The organism is Streptomyces sp. NPDC058274 (assembly GCF_042881375.1).
Taxonomy (GTDB): domain Bacteria; phylum Actinomycetota; class Actinomycetes; order Streptomycetales; family Streptomycetaceae; genus Streptomyces.
Map to the genome: position 1 here is coordinate 46,289 of NZ_JBHVXW010000026.1, position 18,212 is coordinate 64,500.

Consider the following 18,212-nt stretch of genomic DNA (forward strand, 5'->3'; position numbering starts at 1 on the left):
CGGATGCCTTCGTAGCCCGCTCATCCGGTGCCGACCGCACTCATTTGATCATCCGACGTAACCGCCCATATGTCCAGAGGGCCTCACACCTGAGCGGCGTGAGGATCGCCACTCGTCGGCAGGTTTCCTCCCGGGCAGCGCGGGTTCACCTCGGCCACCCCCTCGGAAAACCTCAACTTCCCGTGAGAACATGGCCACTCCCGACCGTTCAGCACGCCGTACTGACACGTAACTTACGGTTCCGTAGGTAGGATTCGGTCCATGACTGCGCCCGTCCCCGACGCGCCCACGGACACGCCGGCCGCCGGCCGTGGCCCCGTGGAGCTCTCCCTGCCGCACCCGGTCAAGCCACGGCTCCGCGGCTGGCTCCACCTCGGGATGTTCCCGGCCGTGCTCGTCGCCGGCCTGATCCTCACCGCCCTCGCGGACTCCAGCCGCGGCCGGCTCGCCTGCGGCATCTTCGCCCTGACGGCCTGCCTCCTGTTCGGAGTGAGCGCGCTCTACCACCGCGGCAGCTGGAGCCCGCGCATGGACGGCGTCCTGCGCAGACTCGACCACGCGAACATCTTCCTGATCATCGCGGGCACCTACACCCCGCTGACGATGCTCCTGCTGCCGCGTTCCACGGGGCAGTGGCTCCTGTGGAGCATCTGGGGCGCCGCCGCGGCCGGCATCGCCTTCCGCGTCTTCTGGGTCGGCGCACCCCGCTGGCTCTACACCCCCTGCTACATCGCGATGGGCTGGGCGGCCGTCTTCTTCCTGCCGGACTTCATGCGCACAGGCGGGATCGCCGTGCTCGTCCTGGTGGTCATCGGCGGTCTGCTCTACAGCGCGGGGGGCGTGATCTACGGCCTCAAGCGCCCCAACCCCTCACCCCAGTGGTTCGGCTTCCACGAGGTCTTCCACTCCCTCACGCTCGCCGCCTTCGCCGCGCACTACGTCGGGATCTCGCTGGTGGCCTACCAGCACGGGTGACCTGCCCCCACCAGCATCCGTCCAGGGACCGCGGCTTCCGAGCCGCGGCCCTTTCGCACGTCCGGACACCAGCCACCCGGGACGCCCCCGTCCGGACGTCGGCGGGCCCTCCCGTGGCCGGCGACCGCTGCCGCCGCCATGGCCCCCGCCCGCGCCGTTGCCCGACAATGAGCACCATGGCCGCCACCGCACACAGCTCCCCTCCCGCCGCGGGACCCCGGCCGGGGCTCCGCGAGCGGAAGAAGATGAAGACCCGGGCCACGATCCGCGAGGCGACGTACCGGCTGATCCAGGAGCAGGGATACGACGCGACGACCGTCGAGCAGATAGCGGAGGCGGCCGAGGTCTCCCCGTCCACGGTCTTCCGCTACTTCCCGAGCAAGGAGGACATCGTCCTCACCGACGAGTACGACCCGGTCCTCGAGGAAGAGCTGCGGGCGCGCCCCGCGGACGAGCCGTGGTCCGACTCCCTGCGCCATGTGCTGCGGAAGGCCATCGGCCTCGGGAACACCGAGGAGCCCGAGGTGACCCGGCTGCGCACCCGGCTGATGGTCGACGTCCCCGCGGTGCGCTCCCGGATGATGGAGAACATGTCCGTCACCGGCCGTCTGCTGTGCCGGGCCATCGGGGAGCGCCTCGGCCGGGACCCGGACAGCCTTGAGGTGCGCGTCTTCGCGATGTCGCTGATCGGCGGCCTGCTGGAGACCTCGCTGTACTGGGCCGAGGGCGGCCACCGGGAGGATCTCGCGGAGGTCGTCGACCGCGCGGTGGACGTCCTCGAACACGGGCTGACCGCCAAAAACCCGGAGGCCACAGGCGCCCCGCGCATGACATCCTGACCCGGTGAACGGACCGGAGATCCACGTCGAATTCGCCCCCGAGCTCGGCCTGTTCGTGCCGCACGCACGCCGCTCGGGCGCCACCAGGGCGGTCACCGACGGAGCCTCCACACTCGGCCACGTCGTCGAGTCGCTCGGCGTGCCGCTGACGGAGGTCGGCACCCTGCTCGTGGACGGCCGCGAGGTGCCGGTGTCGCACATCCCGCGGGCCGGCGAGTCCGTCGAGGTCCGTGCCGTCCGGCGCCCCCAGTCCGTGCCGGGAGCCCCGCTCCGCTTCCTCCTCGACGTCCACCTCGGCACACTCGCGCGCCGGCTGCGCCTGCTGGGCGTCGACGCGGCCTACGAGTCCACCGACATCGGCGACCCGGCCCTCGCCACCCGGTCCGCGACCGAGCGCCGCGTCATGCTCAGCCGCGACCGCGGCCTGCTGCGCCGCCGCGAACTGTGGGCCGGCGCCTTCGTCTACAGCACCCGCCCGGACGACCAACTGCACGACATCCTGGGCCGGTTCGCCCCCGACCTGAAACCCTGGACCCGCTGCACCGCCTGCAACGGCCCGCTCGCCGAGGCCACCAAGGAAGACCTCGCCGACCGTCTCCACGACGGCACCCAGCGCTCCTACGACGTCTTCGCCCAGTGCCGCGACTGCGGACGCGTCTACTGGCGAGGCGCCCACCACGAACAGCTGGAGGCGATCGTGGAACGGGCGTTGAGCATGCGTACCCAGGAGAATTGAGTACCGCAGCCGATCACCGGGGGCCGGTGCCCGCGGTTGGCTTGGGCCATGACCACAGCGCAGCAGCCAGTGACCCCGTCCACCGCGAACCCCCAGCCGGCCCACCGGGCTCTGAGCCTGTGGGCCGGCTGGGGACTGGGCCTGCTCGTCCCGACCGTCGTCCTCGCCTGGATCGCCGTACTGTCCGGGGAGCGCGGCAGCAACTGCCTCATGAACGGCGAGCAGTGCTCCCCGGTCCCGGGCTCACTTCTGTACGGCCTCTTCTGGGGCGCCCTCGCGCTCGGCGTGCTGGCACTCGCGTTGCCCCGGACCCGGCCGACCTGGGCCAGGTCCTGGGCCGTATTCCTGCAGTGGAGCGCCCAGTTGACGCTGGGCGCCCTGATCCTCAGCGGCGCGTGACGTCCCCCTTCCCGCACGCCAGCCCGTCCCCGTTGCGGTCGAGGCCCAGCGGGTCGTCCTTGCCGTTGATCTTCAGGCGGCCGTAGTCGTTCGCCTTGAGCCAGGCACAGCGGGCGGCCGTCGTCTTCTTCACCTCGGCCGGGAAGACCGTCGGGACGCAGACGTTGATCGAGCCGTAGTGGCGGTCGCAGCCGGAGATCGTGGCGGGGACCTTCTGCGAGGTCCGCTTCGTGCCGGGCTCCTCGACCGCGCCCTCCAGGGAGTCGGCGAACGAGTGGACGTGCGCCGAGGGGGTGTCCTCGGCCAGGGCGGAGGGGCCCTGGAGGTGGACCCACTTGGCGACCGACGGGACGCCGTTCGCGTCGACCGCGAAGAGCATGTACCAGCCGGGCGGCGCCAGGTTGGGGTTGCTCGTCACGTTCAGGTCGACGTTGTTGCCGTCCACGCTCAGCGGCAGGTCCACGAACCGCTGGTTCGGGTCCGACGAGTGCGTCACCGCCGCCGGACGGATCAACTCCGCCTTGGCGATGGGCCGGTCGACGGTGATGCGCTGCGTGTCGCCGTACACCCACTCGTTGTCGATCAAGGAAGTGATCGCCGGGCGGGGGCCCTTGAGGAGGTAGGGCGGGGTGTAGACGGACACGTCGTGGTTCCACGTGCCGTTGCCCGGGTTGTCCCCCGTCGTCATCACCCGGCCGTCGGGCAGCAGGAACGCGGACGAGTGGTAGCCGCGCTCCTCGGGATCCGGCGTCACCGGGTCGAACGTGGAGGTCGCCGGATCGAAGACCGACGACTCGTAGACCGGGTTGGCCCGGTTGTGCAGACCGCCGCCCGTCTCCAGGACCTTGCCGTCGGGCAGCAGTACGGCGGAGACGTACATCTTGCCCTGGTTGCCGGTCTCGGCCACCTTGCCGCCCCCGAGGTCGACCTTGCCCTGCGGGATCTGCGGCCCGGAGACGTACGACGGGTTGGCGGCCTTGAGGTCGATGATGTCCGTCAGCCGGTTCGCCTCCGGGTTCGAGTCGATGTTGCCGCCGCCGAGGGTGAGCACCTTCTGGTCCTGGGCCGGCGGCAGCAGCACGCTCGCGGACTGGTCGCGTTGGTCCTTGTTCTGCAGACCGGGGATCGCGGTCGTCGTGTTCGCGTCGTAGTCGTAGACCGCCGAACCGGTGCCCGGGGTGCCGTTGCCGAAGACATGACTGCCCGAGTAGAACAGCCGGCCGTCCTGCATCAGGATCATCGACGGGTACAGACCCCAGTACGACCAGGTCTGGTTGACCTTCCACAGCGGCAGCCACTGCTGCTCGGCGTTCGACCAGCGCTCGGCGGTCACCGAGCCGGTCGAGTCCTCGCGCAGCCCGCCGAAGGAGATCACGTCACCGTTGCCCATGACGGTCGCCGACGGATACCAGTGCCCGTCGTTCAGGTCGTTGGTCTTGCTGTACGACTCGGTGACCGGGTCGAAGATGTACGAGTCCTTGTACCCCTCGTACCCGTGCCCGCCCGCCACCGGGAACGCCTTGTTGCCGCTCATCACGAGCACCCGCCCGTCGGCCAGCTGCACGTGCCCGGCGCAGAACATGTCCTTGGGCGTGGGGACCTGCTTGTACATCCCCTGCACCGGGTCGTAGACCGCCGAGGTGAACGTGCCCGCGTTGAACATCTCCTCGCTGTTGCCCGAGCCCGCGATCAGCAGCACCTTGCCGTTGTTCAGCACGACGGAGTGCATCGAGCGGACCGGGTTCTGCGTGGGCAGCACGGACCACTTGCCGTTGGCGCACTCGTCGGCCGTGCCGGTGCACTGGGCCGGCGGCAGCGGGTCGGCGACCTGTTCCATCGTGTAGTCGTCGGTGGTCGCGGAGCCGGTGCCGTAGACGGAGACGCCCCAGGTGATGCGGTCGGTGCCGGCCGGCACCGCGGGCGTGCGCACCGTCGCCCGGGTCCAGCCGGCCGCCGTCTCCAGCGTCTTGAGGTCGGTCCAGTACTGCCAGCCGGCCGTCGCGTCGTGCCGGAAGAGGGTGAGGGACGCGTCCGGGGTCGTCGTCTTGTACCAGAGCCCGAGGTCGTACTGCTTGCCCGCTGTGACCACCGGCGCGCAGGCCGTGCTTTCGGTGATCAGCGCCTTGCGGTCACCGTCGACGCGGCGGGTCAGCGTGACCTTCATGGCCTTGGTACCGGAATGCGCGTCGGCGACGGTCGCGAAGCTGAAGTCGTTGTCGCCCCAGCCGGACTTCTCCCAGCAGTACGGCATCCCGTCCGTACCGGCCGTCTCGAAGCCCGGGTTCTTGACCAGGTTGGCGGCGGACGCGGGCTGCGGCGAGACGAGCAGCAGACCGGCGGCGAGACCCGCCACGGCCAGAAGGGAGGTTCTCCGTCGTGGTCTGAGTCGGAAGGTCACGTGGCTCTCCTTGCTGCACGGCTGCGGCTCGCGCGCGCGGACCTGTCCGTCCGGCGCGGCAGATAGACCAGCGCTTCGGTCCCCGCGAAGCGCAGAACGAACGTCGTCACCAGCGCCACCGCCGTGGCGCTGAGCGCACCCATTCCGAACTCGCCGACCAGCAGCGCGATCAGCGGGATGCGCAGCACCAGATCGGCGTTCGCGATCAGCGCGAACCGGCCCACCCGGTCCCACCAGCTGCGGTGCCGGCGGCGCTCACGGAAGAGGAGATGCTCGATGAGCAGGAAGTTCCAGGCGACGCCGAGCTGGTTGGCGAGGATCTCGGCGGGCACGTAGTGCATTCCCACGGCCGTCAGCGCGTACAGACCGAGCAGGTTCGGCACGAAGCCGGTGGCGCCGATCAGCCCGAAGACCACCAGGCGCGCCACCGGCGAGGCGGTCCGCAGGCCGACCAGATGGCGCAGGAAGCGGAGGCCCTCCTGCGCCGTCGACTTGGACTCGCCCGCGTACCGGTCCTGGAAGACGAAGGGCACCTCGGTGACCTGGCGAGGGCGGCTGCGTACGGCGAGTTCGAGGAGGATCTTGTAGCCGAGCGGCTGGAGGATGTCGGCGGTGACCGCGCTGCGCCGGATGGCGAAGAAGCCGCTCATCGGGTCGCTGATGCCGCGCAGCTTGCGCGGGAACAGGGTCTTGGTCAGCCAGGTCGCGCCGCGCGAGACGGCGATGCGGTAACCGCCCGCGAGCCCCTCCCGGCTGCCGCCCTTGATGTACCGGCTGGCGACCACGAGCCCGGCGGAGGACCGCTCGCCCGTGCCCACCAACTCCGGTACCAACGACGGCGGATGCTGCAGGTCGCCGTCCATGACGACGATCCAGTCGGAGGTCGCGGCCTTCAGTCCCTCGACCACGGCACCGCCGAGACCGCCCGTCGGTTCGTCGCGGTGCAGCAGGGTGACCGGGAAGGGGCAGTCCCGCGCGGCCTCGGAGATCACCTCGGGGGTGTCGTCCGTGGAGTCGTCCACGAACAGCACCTCGCAGGGCAGCCGCGCCGGCACCGACTCGGTGATCCGGTGCAGCAGTTCACGGATGTTCGCGGACTCGTTGAAGGTCGGCACGACGATGGTGACGGCGCCGGGCTCCGGTACCTCGATCGCGCGTACGGACGGTTCGCCGAGTTCCTCGGGGACGGTGCTCTCGAAACTGCTCATCGACTGCCTCCCGCGCTGCCGCCGGTTCCGGTGCCTGCAGTGGTTGCCGTACTGCCCGTGACCTGCCGGATCTCGATCCGGTCCGGGCCCTTGCCGAAGGTGGCGACCGGCGTCGAATGCTCCATCGCCGCCTTGACGTTGGGCAGGTCGACGGCGTCCCGCCGGACCGTCGGGGAGGCGACCACGAAGTCGAGGTCGCGCCAGCCGCCCGGAATCGTCTTGGTCACCGCCGGGTCGAGGTCCGCCTTGTAGAACCAGATGACGCCGAGGCCGGGCCGGTAGCCCTGGTGCACGAGGTCGAGCCAGAGCGCGTCGTCGACCAGGACCCGGGTGTCCTGCGGGTTCGCCACCTGGGTGCCGAGCCAGTGGGACGCGGCCCGGTAGGGGGCGTTGGCGTCGGCGGTCACCGCCGTGCGGTCACCGTCGTACCAGCGCGGTACGACATAGGCCGCGGCGGCCGCCACCAGCAGGGCCGCCGTCGCCCGGCGCCCCCAGGTGACGTACGGCCTCTCCTCCGCTCCGCGCCACCGGCGCAGCACCGCGTGGGCGACGCTCGCGGTGCCCCCGGCGAGGACCAGCGCCAGGAACGGGAGGGCCTGGATGACGTACATCGCGGGCAGATAGCCGCTCGGGCGCAGCGCCACCAGGGCGAGGATGCCCACGGTGAGCGCGGGACCGGCCAGGGCGCGCGCGGTCACCGACCAGCGCCAGGTGAGCAGGAGCAGGACGGCGCCCGCGAGACCGCCCAGGAGCAGCACGCGGTCGTAGTAGAGCCAGGACTGCAGGACGCCGTACGAGCCGGACCCGGCGTCGAGGATGAAGCCGGAGCCGGGCCGGCTCATCTGGTACGTGATGCCGTCCCACAGCGACACATGGCCGGCGCCCGGGAACAACTCGCCCTTGAGGAGGGCGAAGAGCGGGTACGCCAGCCCGATCAGGACACACGCCGTGACGGCACCGGTGAGCGCGAACTTGCGGGTGTCGCGGTGGCCGTGGCGCCACATGGTGACCACGAGCGCGGGCAGGATGACGAGCATCGTCTCCTTGGTGAGCACACCCGCCGCCGCCGCGAGCCCCGCCCCGAAGTGGTGCCAGAGATGGCGGCTCGGGGAGGCGGCCAGACAGAACGCGAGCAGCGTCCACATCACCGCGATGTTGTCCAGGAAGATCTCGCGCTGGAGCACGACCGACAGCGGCGACAGCCCGAAAATGGCCATCGCGAGACCGGCCGCCCAACGCGGCAGCGACAGCCGGCGCGCCAGCACGTACAGGAGGACCGCGCTCGCCGCGCTGACGAGCAGCATCGCGACGCGCATCGACCCGACGGTCATCAGCGACGGATCGATCCGGGCGGGGAGCCAGGTCAGCGCGGCGATCTGGATCCAGCCGAGGGGCGGGTGGTCGTACCAGTACGTGTAGTGGGCCAGTCCGCTGCCCTGCTGCACGGCCCAGGCCTGGGCGAGGTAGGTGCCCTCGTCGTCGCTGAGCGTCGGGTAGTCGGCGATGTTCCAGCCCTGCACCACGAGGATCGCCGCGAGGAGCACCCCGCACAGCACCAGATCGGCGCGCGAGCTGCGAAAGCGCAGGGGCGGACGGATGACGGGGACGATTTTGGGCGCACGGGGCCGCTGCGCGGGGACCGTGGTACTGGTCGCCGCGGGAAGAGTGGAGGTCACGCAGGAACGTCCTCTCGGATCGTTTCGGTGAGATGCGCGCCGACGTGACTGGTCAACTCCCAGTCGTTGCGGCCTCGTTGCTCGCGCCACACCGCGCGGACGGCCGCGCCGGCCAGCAGCACCTGGTAGAACGGGCCGCCGACGACGAGCTTGAGGTAGTGCCCGAAGCGGACCCGGAGCCCGTACTGCTTGCCGAAGTCGTGCAGTCCGACGACCTCGAAGACGAACGTCACGAAGGCGGTGACGGCCGGCAGGAAGGTGATGAACGCGATGCCGACCGGCACGTCGAGGAAGAGCGCGATCGCCACGTTGAGCGGGATGATCACACCCGAGACGGCCTGCAGATACGGCGTCATCAACGTGTAGCGGGCCAGCAGCCGCTGGCCGAAGCCCGGCAGCTGTTTCCAGTCCCGCTTCCGGTAGACCTGGAGGAAGCCCTGGTTCCACCGGGTGCGCTGCTTCAGCAGTGACACCAGGCTGCCCGGGGTCTCCTCCCGCGTCACCATGTCGGAGTCGTACGCGACGACGACCTTCTTGCCGGCGCTGGACAGCCGCACCCCCAGGTCGCAGTCCTCGGCGAGGCACTCCGGGTCCCAGCCGTCCGCCGCGCGCAGCACCTCGGTGCGTACGAAAACGGTGTTGCCGCCGAGCGGAATGAACCCCTTCAGCGCGTGCAGATGCAGCCGCGAGCGGAACCAGAAGAAGTACTCCAGGCAGTTGCGCAGGCTGTACCAGCTGGAGTTGAAGTTGATGAGCTGGACGCCGCCCTGGACGACGTCCGCACCCGTCGTGCGGAACGCGTGGTCCACGTGGGCGAGCAGCTCCGGGTGGACCTGGTCCTCGGCGTCGAAGACCCCGACGACATCGCCGCGGCAGTGCGGCAGCGCCGTGTTCATGGCCTTCGGCTTGTTCTTCTTCTCATGGGTGTCGACGACGACCCGCACGCGCGGGTCGCGGGCCTCGGCCCGCCGGGCGACCTCCGCGGTCTCCGGGTCGTCGTGTCCCACGATGACGATGATCTCGAAGTCGGCGTGGCTGGACTCGAGCAGCCGCTGGATCGTGTGATCCAGCACGGCCTGCTCGTGCCGCGCGGGCAGCAGCAGCGAGAAGGACAGGCCTTCGCCGCCGTCCGGTCTGCTGAAGCGAGTGGAAGCGAGCACCTCGGGCGTACGCCACGCGTGCATCTGCCACCACAGAGTGAAGGCCGCCATCCAGAAAAGGGCAAGCGAAACGGCAGCGATGAAGACAGACGTGAGCAACAGATCCCCCCAGATCCAAAAACCCCCTGTCGCGACGGCGTCACACCCCGTCGCGTCCCGTGGAGACACTAGGAGGGAACTGTGAAGTCCGTAGGCTCTTCAGATAAATAGAGTGTTTCGGAATGCTCAGTCGGAGAAGGGGATGTATCCGACTACGTCGGAGGTTTCCCGTCCAGGGGTGACTGTTTCAGACACTGACAACGCTGCCCAGCACCTCACGAAGCCGCTGGACATCCGATGTCGGGGCGTCACAGGTGAAATGACGGCACACATACGCCGTGGGTTCACCGCCGAGCAGCGGACGGTCGGCGAGGAGCGGGAGTTCATCACTGCCCGGAGCCCCCACGGCGACGACCGCTCCCGGGGCCGTACCCAGAAGTGCCGTACGGTGCAGGGCCTTTGTGCCCGGATCGTCGGCCGCACCCACGATCGCGACCTCGCGGGGCCCGTCCAGGAGCGCCTCCGCCGTCGCGAGCCCCCAGCCGATGAAGCGGGGGGCCCGCGGGCCGAGCGCCTTCACCACGCCCAACGCCCGCTCCGCGGCGGTCCGGTGCGGCTCGGCACCCGTCTGAGCCGCGTACGACAGCAGGGCACCGGCGGCCGCGCTCCACCCGGACGGGGTGGCGTTGTCCGTGGGGTCCTGGGGCCGCCGGATCAACTGCTCGGCGTCGGCCGCCGTGTCGTACAGGGCACCCGACCCGGCATCGGTGAACTGCACGAGGACGTGATCGAGCAGGAACCCGGCGAACTCCAGCCACACCCCCTCACCAGTGACGGACGCGAGCGCGAGGAAGCCTTCCGCGACATCCGCGTAGTCCTCCAGCACCCCTGCGTTGGCCCCCACTTGACCACCCTTGCTGGTACGCGCGAGGCGCGCCCGGTCGTCCAGATGCAGGCGTACGAGGAGGTCGGCGGCGCCGATCGCGGCCTCCACGAGGTCGGGCCGCTCGAAGAACGCGCCGGTCTCGGCGAGCGCGGCGATCGCCAGGCCGTTCCAGGCGGCGACCACCTTGTCGTCACGGCCGGGCGCGGGGCGCGCACCGCGCGCGGCGAGCAGCCGCTCACGGACGGAGGTGATCCGCTCCGCGTCGGACACCCCCTCCCGCAGCGGGAGTTGGAGCACGGAGGCACCCTCCTCGAAGGTGCCCTCCTCGGTCACCCCGAAGTGCTCGGCGGCGAACCGGGCGTCGTCCCCGAGGACCTCGCTCAGCTGCTGGGGCGTCCACACGTAGTACGCGCCCTCCACATGCCGGCCCGTGCCGTCGTCACTGTCGGCGTCGAGCGCGGAGGCGAACCCGCCCGCCGCGGTGCGCAGTTCACGCACCATGAAGTCGGCGGTCTCCAGGGCGACCCGGCGGGCGAGCTCGGACCCGGTGGCACGCCAGAGGTGCGCGTACACGCGGCACAGCAGGGCGTTGTCGTACAGCATCTTCTCGAAGTGCGGGACCACCCAGTCGCGGTCCACGGAGTAGCGGGCGAAACCGCCGCCGAGCTGGTCGTAGATGCCGCCGCGCGCCATGCGTTCGCAGGTGTCCCGCGCCATCTGAAGGGCACCCTCGGAGCCGGTGCGGGCGTGGTGGCGCAACAGGAACTCGATCGCCATGGACGGCGGGAACTTGGGTGCGCCGCCGAAGCCGCCGCGCTGTGCGTCGTACTCACGGGTGAGCGCGAGCAGTGCCCCCGCCAGCTCCTCCTCGCCCGGCGCCTGCCCCTCACCGAAGCTCAGCTCGCGTCCCGCGAGGTCCCGCACGATCTTCCCCGCGACCTCGGCGACCTCGTCCCGGCGGTCGGTCCAGGCGCTGTGCACGCCTTCGAGGACCTGCCCGAAGGACGGCATTCCCTGCCGGGACTCGGGCGGGAAATAGGTGCCGAAGTAGAAGGGCTCGGCATCCGGCGTGAGGAAGACCGTCATGGGCCAGCCCCCCTGGCCGGTCGCCGCCTGCACGGCCTCCATATAGACGGCGTCGACGTCGGGGCGCTCCTCGCGGTCGACCTTGACGCTCACGAAGTGCTCGTTCAGATAGGCGGCGGTCGTCTCGTCCTCGAAGGACTCTCGAGCCATGACATGGCACCAGTGGCAGCTGCTGTAGCCGACGCTCAGCAGGACGGGGACACCGCGTTTACGGGCCTCGTCGAAGGCCTCGGCCGACCAGGGCCACCAGTCGACGGGGTTGTCGGCGTGCTGGAGCAGATACGGAGACGTCTCATGGGCCAGTCGGTTCACCGTTCCACTCTCCCACGGTGTCCGGCGGGGCGGAGAAGCGCACGATCACCCGGCGCGCCCCCGAAAGGCGCCTGCGCCGGTACGTCCGTACCCAGCGCCTTCCCTGCCCGTCGCGGGCTCTGGCCACGCGTACCCCCGGGATCACGCCGCGCCGCTGATCGTCGGCCCCCTCGCGCTCGCGCTCCGGACCAAGGACACTCGTAGCCAATGCAGTTGCCGCCGGAGGGGGACGTGACATGCGGGACAGCCATCGGGCGGAGGCCGAGCGGCTGTTGGCCCGGGCCGTGGAGGAGGAGGTGCGGCGTTCGGGCGGGCGCACCGACGGAGCCGTGCTGCTGTCGCGGGCGCGCGGCGGACTCGACACCATGGCGCGGACGGTCGCGGAGGAGTACGAGGCGTACACCCGCGCGCTGGACGAGGCGGAGACGGGCCGGCTGACCTTCGGGCAGCGCTACGCCCGGGAAGGTGCCGGAACTCCCCTGCTGGTGGCGGCCGTTGCGGCGGTCGCGGCCTGCGTGGCGGACCTGGCGCTCGGCACGGGCGCGGGCACGGCGCTGGGGACCGGCGCCCTCGTCGGCGTGGCCGGCGCGGCCACGACCGTGGCGAAGGTGACCGCCTCGCATCTGCCGGACGCGAGCCGCAGCGCGGGTGCCCGGAGCCAGCCGGGCGGCCCCGAGCAGCTGCGGCTGCAGTGGCTGACCGCGCTGGAGGTACGTGGCATCCGCCCGTTCTTCGACCAGCAGCGGGTGCTCAGCGCGTCCACGGGCGCGAAGCAGGGGGCGCCGCAGCTGCGCCGCACGGACAAGAGCGCGGCGGCACGCAGGCGTACCGTCCTGGAGCAGTCCTTCGGTCAACTCCCCGAACCGGACGGGGTGTTCGCCGGGCGCCGGCAGGAGCTGGCGCGGGTGGCGCAGTGGGTGCACGCGGCCCGCGCCAGCACGGAGACCAGACCGACGGTCGTGGTGCTGCACGGCCCGCCGGGATCGGGCCGCAGCACGCTCGCGGTGCGGGCGGCGCACGACCTGAAGGACCAGTTCCGGGGCGCGTGCGTGGTGGATCTGCGGGGGGACAACCCGGAGGAGCCGCCGCTGTCCACCCGGGACGCGCTGCTCCATCTGCTCAACCGGCTCGGCGCACCCCGCGAGCAGCTCCTGTTCCGTGAACGTTCCTCGCAGGATCAGCAGGTCAGACGGCTGAGCGAGCTCTATCACCAGCATCTGACGGGCCTGCCGGTCACCATCGTGCTCGACGACGTGTCCGACGCCGAGCAGGTGCGCACACTGCTCCCCGAGCGCTCGGACAGCCTGGTCCTTGTCACCGCGCGCAAGCCGCTCGACCTGCCGGCCGACCTGCCCGCCTGGGTGCACCAGCTCCCGCTGGAGGCGCTGGACGCCGCGGGCGCCGAAGAGCTGCTGAACGCGGCGGCGCAGGACGCGTCGGGCCCCTACGACGCCGAATCCTCGGACCGTATCCGGGAGTTGTGCGGCGGCCTGCCGCTGGCCCTGCGGGTCGCGGGCTCCTCGCTCGGCGCCCGTACGCCCCTGCGGCTGGCCGCGGACCTGGAGGCGTACGGGCCCGTGGAGCCGGTCGAGCGGGTGCTGTGGCTGCGCTACGCGGACCAGTCGGAGGCGGCCCGGCGGCTGCTGCGACGGCTGGCGCTGGCGGGCCGGGCCTCACTGGGCGCGGCCGCGGCGGCGGCCCTCCTCGCGACCGACGAGCAGGAGGCGACCCGTCAGCTGACCGCGCTGGCGCGAGCGGGCCTGATCGACCACGTGCGCGGCAGCCGCTACCGGCTGCACGACGTCGTACGGACCTTCGCGCAGGCGCGACTCCTCGACGAGGAGGAGCCGGCCGAGCGGACGGCGGCGCAGGAGCGGCTGATCGTCAACTACGCGGAGCTGGCCGACTCGGTGATCCGCCTGGTCGACGGCAAGACGTCGACGCGCGCGGACACCGCGTTCCAGTCGAGCACGGTCGGCCCGCACGGCTTCACGTCCCTCGACTCGGCCCTGCGCTGGCTGGACGACGAGTCGAGCTTCATCACGGCGGCGCTGCGGCACGCGGAGGGCGTGAACCAGGCGGCTGTACTGAATCTGCTGGGCGCCCTGTGCGACTACTGCCTGCTGCGCGGCGACCTCTACCGCCTGGGCGAGATCAGCGAGCTGACCCAGGCCGTCGACCAGGGGCTCCTGGTCCGCTCGGTGCAGTGGCGTACGGGCATCGCGGCCCGTCAGCTCGGCGAGCTGGACAAGGCGCGCACGACCCTCACCTCGGTCGTGGACCTCTACTTCGAGGCGCACCACGACGCGGGAGCGGCCCGCGCGCTCTGCTCGCTCGGCATCACCCTGCACCACCAGGGCAATCTGACCGAGGCGGCGGCGCGGCTCCAGGAGGCGATGGACCTTCAGGCCTCCCCCGGGCTGGCGGCGGACCGCGCCTGGACGATGCACGCGCTGGCCGCCGTGGAGCGGGACCGCGCCCGGCTGTCCCAGGCCCTGGACCTGCTCACCGAGGCGCTGGTGCTGCACCGCGAGGGCGAGTCGGTGCACGGCGAGGCGTGGGCGCACTTCCAGCTCGGCCAGCTGGGGCTGCGCATGGGCGACGTCCCGCGCGCGGAGCGGGAGTTGCGGGACGCGCTCGATCTGTACGGCCGGACGCGCGACGCCCGCGGCGAGGCCTGGGCGCTGACGCAGCTGGCCCGGGCCCGGCTGGTGGACGGCGATCCGTCGTCGGCCGTCGACGGACTGCGCCAGGCGGCCTCCCGGCACCGGGACAACGAGGACGCGCGCGGCGAGGCCTGGACGGTGTACTACCTGGGCCAGGCGCTGGAGGAGACCGGCAGTCTGGACCAGGCGGTGCGCGAGCTGGAGCGCTCCCGCACGATGTTCTCGCGGATACGGGACGTCTACGGTCTGGCGTGCGCCCGCCACCACTCGGCGCGGGTGACCCGCGACCAGCGGGCGGCCCAGACGGGCTCGCTGCGCAACTCCGGCTTCGCCCGCCAGCTCCTCGTGGACGCCCGCGCCGACTTCCAGCGCATCGGGGTGGCTCACGGCGAGGCCTGGACCTGCCTGGAGCTGGCCGTCGTCGACGCGGGCAATGCCCGTACGCAGCAGGCCCTGGCCCTGTGCGACGAAGCGCTGGGGCTCTTCACGTCCTACGGCGACCGCCGCGGGGAGGACTGGGCGCGCTTCCTGCGCTGCACGCTGCTGCCGTACGCCTCCCCCGGCGGCACGGAGGTGGGCTCCGCCGTCGCCCAGGAGGAGCTGACCCAGCTCGCCCGCTCGGGCCACCCGTCCCGGGACGCCAAGCTGGACGACTACGTCGAGGCCTATCAGCTCCTGCTGGAACGCGGCGCGAACCTCGACGCCGGCTGGCAGGCCTGGCGCCTCGGCATGGTCCCCAACCGCCACGCCCGCGAAGTCATGGGGGTACCGGTCACGACCGACCGCTAGCCCTGCAGCGGCAACTGGGGCGACCGGCGCCCAGCCCCTCACCGGGGCTGCGACGGCGACGGAGTCCCGTCCCGTCGCGACGGCGGCGGGGGTCCCTCCCGCCGCGACGGCGACGGGCCTCTTCCCCCACGACGGCGTGCACCCCCAGCCCCACCGGGGCTGCGACGACCGGGCCACTCCCGTCGCGACAGCGACGGGTCTCTCCCCCACCACGGCGTGCACCCCCCAGCCCCTCACCGGGGCTGCGACGGCCGGGCCACTCCCGTCGTGACGGTGGCGGAGTCCCGTCCCGTCCCGCCGCGACGGCGGCGGGGGTCCCTCCCGCCGCGACGGCGACCGGCCGAGACGGCGCAGTCCGGCGGTGCCCACCGCACCGCACCCCGGCGAAGCCGAAAGCCTCCGCACCGCGAGGGCGAGCGGACGCGACGCCGCAGTCCGGGCATCGGCGGACCAGCCGCCGTGGACGAAGCCGAAAGCCTCCGCACCGCAAGGGCTGGACCAGCCGCCCCCGCGCGAGGTCACCGCAGCGGACCGCGGCCGCCCCGGCCGAAGCGGGGCAGACGCAGCCGAGGGAGCCGGACTCAGCCCTGCTGAGGCTTGGGCGTGGTGTTCGGGCCCCCGGAGCTGTTCTCCGCGGTCCCCTTGCCGGAGGCCCCGTTCTCCGGATCCACGTCGAAGTCGACCTTCCGCATGTGCCGGTTCATCGACTTCATCAGGCCCCACACCGCCAGAGCCATCACCGCGAAGACGATGAAACCGAGGACGCCGGGGGTGACCTTGTTCTCGTCGACCTCCTTGGCGAGGGGGACGAGGTGTGTCATTGCCAGGCTTGCGCTTGCGCTCATGTCAGGCATTGTCGCGGATGCCCGCAAAGAGGTCGTCCTCGGGGAGGGAGGTATCGACGAGGGACTGCGCGAGCTCGTACTCCTCGGTGGGCCAGACCGCCTTCTGGATGTCCATGGGGACCTTGAACCAGCCGCCGTCGGGGTCGATCTGCGTGGCGTGCGCGATCAGCGCCTTGTCACGGATCTCAAAGAACTCCGCGCACGGAATGTGCGTGGTCAGCGTGCGCTCCGTGCGTTCGAACTCGGACCAGCGCTTCAGCCAGTCCCCGTACGGCGACTCCAGGCCCCGGTCGAGCAGCGCGTGGTGCAGCGCCTCGGTGCGCGGACGGTTGAAGCCCTGGTTGTAGTAGAGCTTCTGCGGCCGGAAAGCGGGGCCGAACTCCGACTCCGGGTACTTCTCGGTGTCCGCCGCGCCCTCGAACGCCACCATCGAGATCTTGTGGGTCATGATGTGGTCGGGATGCGGATAACCGCCGTTCTCGTCGTAGGTGGTGATCACCTGCGGACGGAACGAGCGGATCTGCTTCACCAGCTCACCGGCCGCCTTGTCGACGTCCTCCAGGGCGAAGCAGCCCTCGGGAAGCGGCGGCAGCGGGTCGCCCTCCGGAAGTCCGGAGTCCACGAAACCGAGCCACTCCTGCTTGATGCCGAGGATCTCGCGGGCCTCGTCCATCTCCTTCTTGCGCACCTCGTGGATGTGCTCCTCGATGTACTTGTCACCCTGCAGCTTCGGGTTGAGGATGGAGCCGCGCTCCCCGCCCGTGCAGGTCACGACCAGCACGTCCACCCCCTCGGACACGTACTTCGCCATGGTGGCCGCGCCCTTGCTCGACTCGTCGTCGGGGTGGGCGTGCACGGCCATCAGTCGCAGCTGGTCAGTCAAGACTCAATCCTCAGTAAGTCGGCGCCCGGTGTGAATCGGCGCGATCGGCGGCTTCTATAGTGACCGAATCGGGGGGCGAATAATTCCGGGGCCGGGTCCTGGGAGCCCCTTCCGGGACCTCCGTTCCGGCCCCTTGCGAGAGGACGATCATGAGTACGGCGAGCACGCAGCTGCCCGAGGGCCGGTACGGCCCCTCCGCGGACCAGCGCGCCGACCGCAAGCTCAAGGTCATCGGCGGTGTGCTGGGCGTGGCCCTGCTCGTGCTCGTCGGCTGGTTCGCGTACTACTACGTCGGCGGGAACAAGATCAGCGCGGAAGTGATCACCTTCAGCGCTTCGGACAACGCCGTGAAGGTGCACCTCGAGGTGCGCAAGGACAGGGACGCGAGCGGCTACTGCACCCTGCGCTCACAGAGCGCCGACGGCGGCGAGGTCGGCCGCGCGGACTTCCGCTTCGACCAGCACTCCTCCCGGATCGACAAGGTCCTCACCCTGCGCACGACCGCCCGGGGCACCACGGCGGAGCTGCTCGGCTGTCACGCGGACTGATCCCGAAGGCTTCTGGGGCCCCTGTGGCTCCTGGGGCTCCTGGGGCGCGACCGCACCGCACCAGAAGCGACGCGGCCCGGCCTCACTCTCTACACTTACGCGCTGACCTGCGTTGACGTAATTCTGATGGCTTATGTCCTCCCCCTTGAGCCGCGGAATTGTTAGGCTCGTGGTTTCGCCCACCCGTGAAGGAACATTCTTCTGGGTAGGGCGATGCTTTGTATTCCCAGTACCTACGAGGAGCACCTGTGACCCAGACCAGCGAGAACGTCACCTGGCTGACCCAGGAGGCGTACAACCAGCTGAAGGCCGAGCTGGAGCACCTGTCTGGTCCTGCGCGCACGGAAATCGCCGCCAAGATCGCGGCTGCGCGCGAGGAGGGGGACCTGCGCGAGAACGGCGGGTACCACGCGGCCAAGGAGGAGCAGGGCAAGCAGGAACTCCGCGTGCGCCAGCTCACCCAGCTCCTGGAGAACGCCAAGGTGGGTGAGGCCCCGGCCGCGGACGGCGTGGTCGCGCCCGGCATGGTGGTGACCATCGCCTTCGACGGCGACGAGGACGACACCCTGACCTTCCTGCTCGCCTCCCGCGAGTACGCGAGCGCGGACATCGAGACGTACTCGCCGCAGTCCCCGCTCGGCTCCGGCGTGAACGGCAAGAAGATCGCCGAGGACGCCCAGTACGAGCTGCCGAACGGCAAGCTCGCCTCGGTGAAGATCCTCAAGGCCGTGCCCTACCAGGGCTGAGCCTCGGCCGGTCTTTGGCGA

Annotated in this window: 14 protein-coding genes; 7 read left to right on the forward strand and 7 right to left on the reverse strand. The window is 70.9% G+C overall.

Annotated elements, in window-relative coordinates; translation table 11 throughout:
• Nucleotides 1-261: 261 nt before the first annotated feature.
• The 4 genes from ACFVYF_RS34770 (at nt 262) to ACFVYF_RS34785 (ending at nt 2,949) form a co-directional block, all read left to right on the forward strand.
• A complete protein-coding gene (locus ACFVYF_RS34770; protein WP_389461898.1) occupies nt 262-975 on the forward strand; it encodes a hemolysin III family protein in 714 nt (237 codons plus the stop codon).
• 167 nt (nt 976-1,142) lie between these two features.
• Nucleotides 1,143-1,814 (forward strand): TetR/AcrR family transcriptional regulator, encoded by a 672-nt coding sequence (locus tag ACFVYF_RS34775; protein WP_389461900.1) that lies wholly within the window; start codon nt 1,143-1,145, stop codon nt 1,812-1,814.
• A gap of 4 nt (nt 1,815-1,818) precedes the next feature.
• Nucleotides 1,819-2,550, forward strand: coding sequence for a Mut7-C RNAse domain-containing protein (locus tag ACFVYF_RS34780; protein ID WP_389461902.1), 732 nt, complete (start codon nt 1,819-1,821; stop codon nt 2,548-2,550).
• A 48-nt stretch (nt 2,551-2,598) separates the two neighbouring features.
• Complete coding sequence (locus tag ACFVYF_RS34785) at nt 2,599-2,949, forward strand: hypothetical protein (protein WP_389461904.1); 351 nt, start codon at nt 2,599-2,601, stop codon at nt 2,947-2,949.
• Here the strand turns inward: ACFVYF_RS34785 and ACFVYF_RS34790 are convergent.
• The 5 genes from ACFVYF_RS34790 to ACFVYF_RS34810 all read right to left on the reverse strand — a co-directional run bounded on the left by ACFVYF_RS34790 (nt 2,936) and on the right by ACFVYF_RS34810 (nt 11,714).
• Nucleotides 2,936-5,200 carry a galactose oxidase-like domain-containing protein gene (locus ACFVYF_RS34790; RefSeq protein WP_389462006.1) on the reverse strand — a complete coding sequence of 755 codons (2,265 nt, stop codon included), beginning with the start codon at nt 5,198-5,200 and terminating at the stop codon, nt 2,936-2,938. The genes ACFVYF_RS34785 and ACFVYF_RS34790 overlap by 14 nt on opposite strands.
• A 143-nt stretch (nt 5,201-5,343) precedes the next feature.
• Entirely contained in the window at nt 5,344-6,555 is a 1,212-nt protein-coding gene (locus tag ACFVYF_RS34795) for a glycosyltransferase (RefSeq protein ID WP_389461906.1), read from the reverse strand.
• Nucleotides 6,552-8,231, reverse strand: a complete 1,680-nt coding sequence (locus ACFVYF_RS34800) for an ArnT family glycosyltransferase (protein WP_389461907.1) — start codon at nt 8,229-8,231, stop codon at nt 6,552-6,554. Before ACFVYF_RS34800 ends, ACFVYF_RS34795 begins: the two co-directional genes overlap by 4 nt.
• Nucleotides 8,228-9,490, reverse strand: a complete 1,263-nt coding sequence (locus ACFVYF_RS34805) for a glycosyltransferase (protein WP_389461909.1) — start codon at nt 9,488-9,490, stop codon at nt 8,228-8,230. The genes ACFVYF_RS34800 and ACFVYF_RS34805 overlap by 4 nt, the downstream gene beginning before the upstream one ends.
• A gap of 187 nt (nt 9,491-9,677) precedes the next feature.
• The gene (locus ACFVYF_RS34810; protein ID WP_389461911.1) at nt 9,678-11,714 is read right to left on the reverse strand and encodes a thioredoxin domain-containing protein; all 2,037 of its coding nucleotides are present in this window, start codon (nt 11,712-11,714) and stop codon (nt 9,678-9,680) included.
• Nucleotides 11,715-11,950: 236 nt separating this feature from the next.
• On the opposite strand from ACFVYF_RS34810, the gene ACFVYF_RS34815 reads away from it, so the two are divergent.
• Nucleotides 11,951-15,169, forward strand: a complete 3,219-nt coding sequence (locus ACFVYF_RS34815) for a tetratricopeptide repeat protein (RefSeq protein ID WP_389461913.1) — start codon at nt 11,951-11,953, stop codon at nt 15,167-15,169.
• 581 nt (nt 15,170-15,750) lie between these two features.
• Here the strand turns inward: ACFVYF_RS34815 and ACFVYF_RS34820 are convergent.
• Nucleotides 15,751-16,023, reverse strand: a complete 273-nt coding sequence (locus ACFVYF_RS34820; RefSeq protein WP_389461914.1) for a hypothetical protein — start codon at nt 16,021-16,023, stop codon at nt 15,751-15,753.
• Nucleotides 16,016-16,876, reverse strand: a complete 861-nt coding sequence (gene mca / locus ACFVYF_RS34825) for a mycothiol conjugate amidase Mca (RefSeq protein ID WP_389462008.1) — start codon at nt 16,874-16,876, stop codon at nt 16,016-16,018. Before mca ends, ACFVYF_RS34820 begins: the two co-directional genes overlap by 8 nt.
• Nucleotides 16,877-17,046: 170 nt before the next feature.
• On the opposite strand from mca, the gene ACFVYF_RS34830 reads away from it, so the two are divergent.
• Nucleotides 17,047-17,445 (forward strand): DUF4307 domain-containing protein, encoded by a 399-nt coding sequence (locus tag ACFVYF_RS34830; protein WP_389461916.1) that lies wholly within the window; start codon nt 17,047-17,049, stop codon nt 17,443-17,445.
• Nucleotides 17,446-17,693: 248 nt separating this feature from the next.
• Nucleotides 17,694-18,191, forward strand: coding sequence for a transcription elongation factor GreA (greA, locus tag ACFVYF_RS34835; protein WP_389461918.1), 498 nt, complete (start codon nt 17,694-17,696; stop codon nt 18,189-18,191).
• Nucleotides 18,192-18,212: the final 21 nt, after the last annotated feature.

Coding starts and splice junctions, on each gene's coding strand:
- ACFVYF_RS34785 (WP_389461904.1), top strand. CDS start 2,599: ATGACCACAGCGCAGCAGCCAGTGACCCCGTCCACCGCGAACCCCCAG.
- mca (WP_389462008.1), bottom strand. CDS start 16,876: ATGGCCGTGCACGCCCACCCCGACGACGAGTCGAGCAAGGGCGCGGCC.
- ACFVYF_RS34830 (WP_389461916.1), top strand. CDS start 17,047: ATGAGTACGGCGAGCACGCAGCTGCCCGAGGGCCGGTACGGCCCCTCC.
- ACFVYF_RS34775 (WP_389461900.1), top strand. CDS start 1,143: ATGAGCACCATGGCCGCCACCGCACACAGCTCCCCTCCCGCCGCGGGA.
- ACFVYF_RS34820 (WP_389461914.1), bottom strand. CDS start 16,023: ATGCCTGACATGAGCGCAAGCGCAAGCCTGGCAATGACACACCTCGTC.
- ACFVYF_RS34795 (WP_389461906.1), bottom strand. CDS start 6,555: ATGAGCAGTTTCGAGAGCACCGTCCCCGAGGAACTCGGCGAACCGTCC.
- ACFVYF_RS34790 (WP_389462006.1), bottom strand. CDS start 5,200: ATGCCGTACTGCTGGGAGAAGTCCGGCTGGGGCGACAACGACTTCAGC.
- ACFVYF_RS34770 (WP_389461898.1), top strand. CDS start 262: ATGACTGCGCCCGTCCCCGACGCGCCCACGGACACGCCGGCCGCCGGC.
- ACFVYF_RS34815 (WP_389461913.1), top strand. CDS start 11,951: ATGCGGGACAGCCATCGGGCGGAGGCCGAGCGGCTGTTGGCCCGGGCC.